This is a genomic window from Streptomyces luteoverticillatus (assembly GCF_003970715.1).
Classification (GTDB): Bacteria; Actinomycetota; Actinomycetes; order Streptomycetales; family Streptomycetaceae; genus Streptomyces; species Streptomyces abikoensis.
Genome location: NZ_CP034587.1, coordinates 1665395 through 1672500 on the forward strand (window position 1 = coordinate 1665395; position 7106 = coordinate 1672500).

General features: G+C 70.3%; 4 protein-coding genes, 2 rRNA genes and 1 pseudogene (1 of these 7 cut by a window edge). 2 read left to right on the plus strand and 5 right to left on the minus strand.

Annotated features, from left to right (window positions below; genetic code table 11):
- Nucleotides 1-26: 26 nt before the first annotated feature.
- Nucleotides 27-875: a siderophore-interacting protein gene (locus EKH77_RS06935; RefSeq protein WP_126913540.1), complete on the plus strand. Its 849-nt coding sequence runs from the start codon at nt 27-29 to the stop codon at nt 873-875.
- 56 nt (nt 876-931) lie between these two features.
- Here EKH77_RS06935 and EKH77_RS06940 read toward each other — a convergent pair whose 3' ends face one another.
- A complete protein-coding gene (locus tag EKH77_RS06940; protein ID WP_126913541.1) occupies nt 932-1963 on the minus strand; it encodes an HAD-IIA family hydrolase in 1032 nt (343 codons plus the stop codon).
- A 100-nt stretch (nt 1964-2063) separates the two neighbouring features.
- Here EKH77_RS06940 and EKH77_RS06945 point away from each other — a divergent pair, with 100 nt between their 5' ends.
- Nucleotides 2064-3380 (plus strand): DUF1015 family protein, encoded by a 1317-nt coding sequence (locus EKH77_RS06945; protein WP_126913542.1) that lies wholly within the window; start codon nt 2064-2066, stop codon nt 3378-3380.
- Between the two features lie 71 nt (nt 3381-3451).
- Here the strand turns inward: EKH77_RS06945 and EKH77_RS06950 are convergent, their stop codons facing one another.
- From EKH77_RS06950 to EKH77_RS06965, 4 genes and pseudogenes are all read right to left on the minus strand, one after another.
- On the minus strand, nt 3452-4300 hold the full coding sequence (locus EKH77_RS06950; protein WP_206280002.1) for a hypothetical protein: 849 nt from the start codon (nt 4298-4300) through the stop codon (nt 3452-3454).
- Nucleotides 4301-4330: 30 nt separating this feature from the next.
- A pseudogene (locus EKH77_RS34550) lies at nt 4331-5398 on the minus strand (hypothetical protein); the annotation flags it as partial.
- A 306-nt stretch (nt 5399-5704) separates the two neighbouring features.
- Nucleotides 5705-5821 (minus strand): 5S ribosomal RNA (gene rrf, locus EKH77_RS06960).
- Between the two features lie 110 nt (nt 5822-5931).
- A 23S ribosomal RNA gene (locus EKH77_RS06965) occupies nt 5932-7106 on the minus strand; it runs 1947 nt beyond the window's last position.

Consider the following 7106-nt stretch of genomic DNA (forward strand, 5'->3'; position numbering starts at 1 on the left):
GCCCACGGAAAAGGACCGCCTCCACCATGAGCGACGCCCCTCCCCCGCCGCCCTACCGCTGGTTCGACCTCCACGTCATACGGACCGAGCGGGTCAGCCCCTCCCTCGTCCGCGTCACCCTGGGCGGGGACCGCCTCGGCGACATGGTCACCGACGGCCGCGACCAGCGCTTCAAGCTCTTCCTGCCCCAGCCCGGCCAGGACGCCCCCGTCCTGCCGGACGACCTGGGCACCGGCTGGTACGCGGAGTGGCGCCGCCAGGACCCGGCGGTCCGGGCCGTCATGCGCTCGTACACCGTGCGCGAGCTGCGCCACGACCCGGATGAACTGGACATCGACTTCGTCCAGCACGGGGACGGCGACGGGCACCGCGGCGGGCCCGCGTCGCTCTGGTCCCGCACGGCCCGCCCCGGCGACCGCGTCGCCGTCCTGGGCCCGGTGGCCGAGGACAACGGCGGCGCCGACTTCCAGCCGCCGACGGGCACGGACTGGGTGCTGCTCACGGCCGACGAATCCGCGCTGCCCGCCGTCGCGGGCATCCTCGCCTGGCTCCCGGCGGGCACCCCGGCCCGCGTCTGGATCGAGGTCGGCCACCCGGACGACGTCCAGGACCTCAAGACGGAGGCCGACGCGGACATCACCTGGCTGATCCGCGGCAACAGCCACCGCGAGGCACCCACCCTGGACGCCGTCCGCGCCGCGGACCTGCCCCCGGGCACCCCCTACGCCTGGATCGCCGGCGAATCCGGCACCGTCCGCGCCCTCCGCCGCCACCTCGTGGGCGACCGCGGCATCGACCGCCGCGCGATCACCTTCACCGGCTACTGGCGCCGGGGCGCCACGGAGGAAGACCTCCTGGCGGAACTCACGGGCTGAGGGGATCCAGGGCCGGGATCGGGGGGCGAGGGGCTTCGCCCTCGCCCCCGACCGCGCTACCAGCCCAGCCGCGCCAGCGCCTTCCCCGCGTCGAGAGCGCAGGAGCCCTCGCCCGCCGCCGTCCACGCGGCGGCGCACAGCGCCCGCAACGCGTCGATCCGCTCACCCTCGCCCTCGAGCGCGAGCTCACCGTCCTGGACGGACGCCGTCCACCCGCCACAGCGGAACCCCTCACCGGCGGAGCCGGAAACCGAGGGCTGCGGCTCCAGCAAGCCCCGCAGATCCTCCGCCACGAACGTCGGCCGGTGCTCCGGCCGCGCCGCGAGCAGCGTCGCGGCCGTCGTGACCCCGGTCAGCACGAGCAGCGAGTCCACACCGCCGACGAACGCCCCCTCGATGTCCGTGTCGAGCCGGTCGCCGACCACCAGCGGCCGCTCCGCCCCGGTCCGCAGAATCGTCTCGCGGTGCATCGGCGGCTGCGGCTTCCCCGCCACCTGCGGCTCGGCCCCCGTGGCTATCTTCACGACCTCCACCGCGGAGCCGTTCCCCGGCGCGATACCCCGCGCGCTCGGAATGGTCAGGTCCGTGTTCGAGGCGAACCACGGCAGTCCCCGCGCCACCGCGTACGACGCCTCCATCAGCCGCGACCACGGCATGTCCGGCCCGCCGTACCCCTGCACGACAGCGGCCGGATCGTCGTCCAGCGACTCCACCGGCACCAGCCCGCGCTCCCGCAGCGCGACCCGCAGCCCCTCCGCGCCGATCACCAACACCCGGGAGCCGGACGGCAACTGATCGGACATCAGCCGCGCCACCGCCTGCGCCGAGGTGATCACGTCGCCCGGCTCCGCCGGAATGCCCAGCTCCGTCAGATGCCCGGCCACGGTCCCCGGCGTCCGCGCCGCGTTGTTCGTCACGTACGCCAGGTGCATTCCGCCGTCCCGCGCCGTGCCGAGCGACTCCACGGCGTGCGCGATCGCCTCACCACCGGCGTAGACCACGCCGTCGAGGTCCAGCAGGGCCGTGTCGTAGGCCGTGCTCAGCGGCCGCTCGCTGCCGTCGGGCCGGGTCCGGACGCTGTCGTTCATGCTGTGATCGCTCCTCTGTACCGCGTATGTACTGCGTGTCTGTGCTGCATGTCTCTTCCCGGATCATTGCCGATCCGGCCCTGGGACATAACATTTCACAATGAGCACTCCAGGCCACGGCACCGGCGAATCCGCAGAACGCGGGCTCCGGCTCGCGCCCTTCCGAGGACTGCGCTACGTTCCCGAACGAGTGGGCAGTCTCGCGGCGGTGACCTCCCCGCCGTACGACGTCGTCGTCCGCCCCGACGGCCTGCGCCTCCTGGAGACCGCGGACCCGTACAACATCGTCCGGCTCATCCTCCCCCAGGCCGCCACCGCCGCCGACCGGCACCGCCAGGCCGCGGACACCCTGCGCCGCTGGCAGGACGAACGGGTGCTCGCCCCCGACCCCGAACCCGCGCTCTACGTCTACGAGCAGCGCGGCGAGGGCATACTCCAGCGCGGCCTCATCGGGGCCCTTCGGCTCACCCCGCGCGAGGAGGGCGTCGTCCTGCCCCACGAGGACGTCATGCCGCACATCATCGAGGACCGCGCCGCGCTGATGCGCGACACCGCCGCCAACCTGGAGCCCCTGCTCTTCTCCTACCGGGGCGACGACTCCCACCGGGGCGACGACGACGGCACCGAGAGCACGGCGGCCGTCATCGAGCGGGTGATCCTCACGGACCCCCTGCTCTCCACCACGACGGACGACGGCTACGCCCACCGCCTGTGGTCGATCACCGACGCCCGGGACCTCGCCCTCATCGACGAGGACCTCTCCCACCGGCACGCCCTCATCGCCGACGGCCACCACCGCTGGGCCACCTACCTGCGCCTGCATGCCGAGCAACCCGCACCCGGCCCCTGGGACTTCGGCCTCGTCCTCCTCGTGGACACCGCCCGCTACCCCCTGCGCGTACGGGCCATCCACCGGCTGCTGCACAAGCTCCCCGTCCACACGGCCCTGGAGGCGCTGGGCGGCGCCTTCCGCGTCCGTACGATCGACGGCCCGCTGGAGGACGCCCTCGCCGCCCTCGCGGAGGCCGCCGCCGGACCGGGCAACGCCTTCGTCCTCGCCGGCGACGGCCGCTTCCACCTCCTGGACCACCCGGACCCGGCCCTGCTCGCGCGGACCGTCCCCGCCGACCGGCCCCGGGCCTGGCGCGAACTGGACGCGACGGTGCTCCACTCGCTGCTGCTGGAACACATCTGGAACGTGCCGGACGACCCGGAGCACATCGGCTACATCCACGACACGTCGGCGGCCGTCCGGCAGGCCGTGCGCCACGAGGGGACGGCCGTGCTGATGCACCCCGTCCACGAGGACGTCGTGCGCGAGCTCGCCGAGCAGGGCGTGACGATGCCGCGCAAGTCGACGTCGTTCGGCCCCAAGCCGGCGACGGGCCTGGTGCTGCGGAGCCTGGCCCTGAACTGAGCGGATACGCGAGGAGGGCGGTACCCCCGGGATCCCGGGGGTACCGCCCTCCTTGTCGATCACGTCAGTGATCAGCCCTGGCTGCCGGACTCCTCGTCCTTGACGTCCTTGGCGGGCTCGGCCTCGTCGACGTCCTTGGCCTCGGCCTGGACCTCGTCCTTGGCCTCGGCGGGCTCGGCCACCTCGTCCTTGACCTCGACCTCGGCCTCGGCCTCGGCCTGAACCTCGTTCTCGGCGTCCTCCTCGAGGGCGTCCGTGAACTCCACGCCGTCCAGCTCGGCGAGCCGGTCGGAGGCGTTGGTCGTGCCGCCCTGGTCCGCCTCGAGCGCCTTGGCGAACCACTCGCGGGCCTCGGTCTCACGACCGACCTCGAGCAGCGCGTCGGCGTAGGCGTACCGCAGGCGCGCGGTCCAGGGCTGGACGGCGTTCGACGCCAGCTCGGGGCTCTGGAGCGTGACCACGGCGGCCTCGGCCTGGCCCATGTCCTTGCGGGCGCCGGCGGCGACCAGGCGCATCTCGACCTGACCCGCCTTGTCCAGCTTCTGGACCTCGGGCTCACCGGCCATGGCCAGGGCACGCTCCGGGCGGCCCAGGCCGCGCTCGCAGTCGGCCATGATCGGCCACAGCTCGACGGAACCGGTCATCCGGCGCGCGGCGCGGAACTCGGCGAGGGCCTCGGAGTACTTGCCGGTCGCGTACGAGGCGAAGCCGGCGGCCTCGCGCACGGCGGCGACGCGGGAGGCGAGCCGCAGGGCGACGCGGGAGTAGGCGTACGCCTGCTCGGGCTCCTCGTCGAGCAGGTTGGCGACCATGACGAGGTTGCGGGCGACGTCCTCGGCGAGCGTCTTGGGCAGGCTCATCAGCTCCTGCCGCACGTCGGCGTCGATCTCGTCGCCGGTCACGTCCTCGGGGATCGGCAGCCGCTTCACCGGCTCGCGGTCACCACGGTCCCGGTCCCGGTCGTCACGGCGGCCGTAGCCACCGGAACGCTCGTCACGGCCGCGGTAGCCGCCGCCCTGGCGGTCGTCACGGAAGGAACGACGGGGGCCACGGTCGTCGTCGCGGCGGGGACCACGGTCGTCGCGACGGAAGCCACCGCGGTCATCGTCACGACGCGGGCCGCGGTCGTCGCGGCGGAAACCGCCGCCAGTGCCGCCGGCGCGGTCGTCGCGGCGGAAGCCGCCACGGTCGTCATCGCGGCGGGGGCCGCGGTCGTCACGGCGCTCGTCGCGACGGAAGGACGGGCGGTCGTCACGACGGTCGTCACGGCGGAAGCCGCCACGGTCGTCGTCACGACGAGGACCACGGTCATCGCGACGCTCGTCCCGGCGGAAGGACGGGCGGTCATCGCGACGCTCATCGCGACGCTCATCGCGACGGAAACCGCCACGGTCGTCATCACGGCGCGGGCCACGGTCGTCACGGCGCTCGTCGCGACGGAAGCCGCCGCGCTCGTCGTCACGACGGAAGGACGGGCGGTCATCGCGACGGTCGTCGCGACGGAAGCCGCCACGGTCGTCGTCACGACGAGGACCACGGTCATCGCGGCGGAAGCCGCCGCCGGTGCCGCCGGCGCGGTCGTCACGACGGAAACCGCCACGGTCGTCATCACGGCGCGGGCCACGGTCATCGCGGCGCTCGTCACGGCGGAAGCCACCGCGCTCGTCGTCACGACGGGGGCCGCGGTCGTCACGGCGGTCGTCGCGACGGAAGGACGGGCGGTCATCGCGACGGTCGTCGCGACGGAAGCCGCCACGGTCGTCGTCACGACGGGGACCACGGTCATCGCGGCGCTCATCGCGACGGAAACCGCCACGGTCGTCGTCGCGACGGCCGAAGCCGCCACCGCCACCGGGACGACCACCACGGTCATCGCGGCGGAAGCCGCCGCCGGTGCCGCCGGGGCGGTCATCGCGGCGCTCGTCGCGGCGGAAGCCGCCACGGTCGTCATCGCGGCGCGGGCCGCGGTCGTCACGGCGCTCGTCGCGACGGAAGGACGGACGGTCGTCACGACGGTCATCGCGGGGGCGGAAGCCACCACGGTCATCGTCACGACGGGGACCACGGTCGTCACGGCGGAAACCGCCGCCGGCGCGGTCGTCACGGCGACCGAAACCGCCGCCGCGCGGGCCGCGGGGCCCTCCACCGCGACGCGGCTCGCCGCCCGAGCGACCGTCGGGAGAGTTGGTGGACATCGACGTGACTCCTGTCTTCAGGTACCGCAGTCATTCTTACGCACCCTGATGGCAGGCGCGCTTCGGAGAAAAACAAAAAGGACCCTTGGTCCCAGCGTGAACGCTGGGACCAAGGGTCCTTGAAAGATTGTTCGGCGGCGTCCTACTCTCCCACAGGGTCCCCCCTGCAGTACCATCGGCGCTGAAAGGCTTAGCTTCCGGGTTCGGAATGTAACCGGGCGTTTCCCTAACGCTATGACCACCGAAACCCTATCGGGTTCTAGCGAACAAGCACACTCTTCAATTAAAGGTGTTACTGGTTCAACCGGTGCGAAGCTGTTCGCAACCCGGGAACCACACAGTGGACGCGAGCAACTGAGGACAAGCCCTCGGCCTATTAGTACCAGTCAGCTCCAACCGTTACCGGTCTTCCACACCTGGCCTATCAACCCAGTCGTCTACTGGGAGCCTTACCCCATCAAGTGGGTGGGAGTCCTCATCTCGAAGCAGGCTTCCCGCTTAGATGCTTTCAGCGGTTATCCCTCCCGAACGTAGCCAACCAGCCATGCCCTTGGCAGGACAACTGGCACACCAGAGGTTCGTCCGTCCCGGTCCTCTCGTACTAGGGACAGCCCTTCTCAAGACTCCTACGCGCACAGCGGATAGGGACCGAACTGTCTCACGACGTTCTAAACCCAGCTCGCGTACCGCTTTAATGGGCGAACAGCCCAACCCTTGGGACCGACTCCAGCCCCAGGATGCGACGAGCCGACATCGAGGTGCCAAACCATCCCGTCGATATGGACTCTTGGGGAAGATCAGCCTGTTATCCCCGGGGTACCTTTTATCCGTTGAGCGACGGCGCTTCCACAAGCCACCGCCGGATCACTAGTCCCGACTTTCGTCCCTGCTCGACCCGTCGGTCTCACAGTCAAGCTCCCTTGTGCACTTACACTCAACACCTGATTGCCAACCAGGCTGAGGGAACCTTTGGGCGCCTCCGTTACCCTTTAGGAGGCAACCGCCCCAGTTAAACTACCCACCAGACACTGTCCCTGATCCGGATCACGGACCCAGGTTAGACATCCAGCACGACCAGAGTGGTATTTCAACGACGACTCCACACACACTGGCGTGCATGCTTCACAGTCTCCCACCTATCCTACACAAGCCGAACCGAACACCAATATCAAGCTATAGTAAAGGTCCCGGGGTCTTTCCGTCCTGCTGCGCGAAACGAGCATCTTTACTCGTAGTGCAATTTCACCGGGCCTATGGTTGAGACAGTCGAGAAGTCGTTACGCCATTCGTGCAGGTCGGAACTTACCCGACAAGGAATTTCGCTACCTTAGGATGGTTATAGTTACCACCGCCGTTTACTGGCGCTTAAGTTCTCAGCTTCGCCCCACCGAAATGGAGCTAACCGGTCCCCTTAACGTTCCAGCACCGGGCAGGCGTCAGTCCGTATACATCGCCTTACGGCTTCGCACGGACCTGTGTTTTTAGTAAACAGTCGCTTCTCGCTGGTCTCTGCGGCCACCCCCAGCTCAGA

Excerpts from the sequence above, each read along its gene's own strand:
- EKH77_RS06935 (WP_126913540.1), top strand. The coding sequence starts at position 27 with ATGAGCGACGCCCCTCCCCCGCCGCCCTACCGCTGGTTCGACCTCCAC.
- EKH77_RS06940 (WP_126913541.1), bottom strand. The coding sequence starts at position 1,963 with ATGAACGACAGCGTCCGGACCCGGCCCGACGGCAGCGAGCGGCCGCTG.
- EKH77_RS06945 (WP_126913542.1), top strand. The coding sequence starts at position 2,064 with ATGAGCACTCCAGGCCACGGCACCGGCGAATCCGCAGAACGCGGGCTC.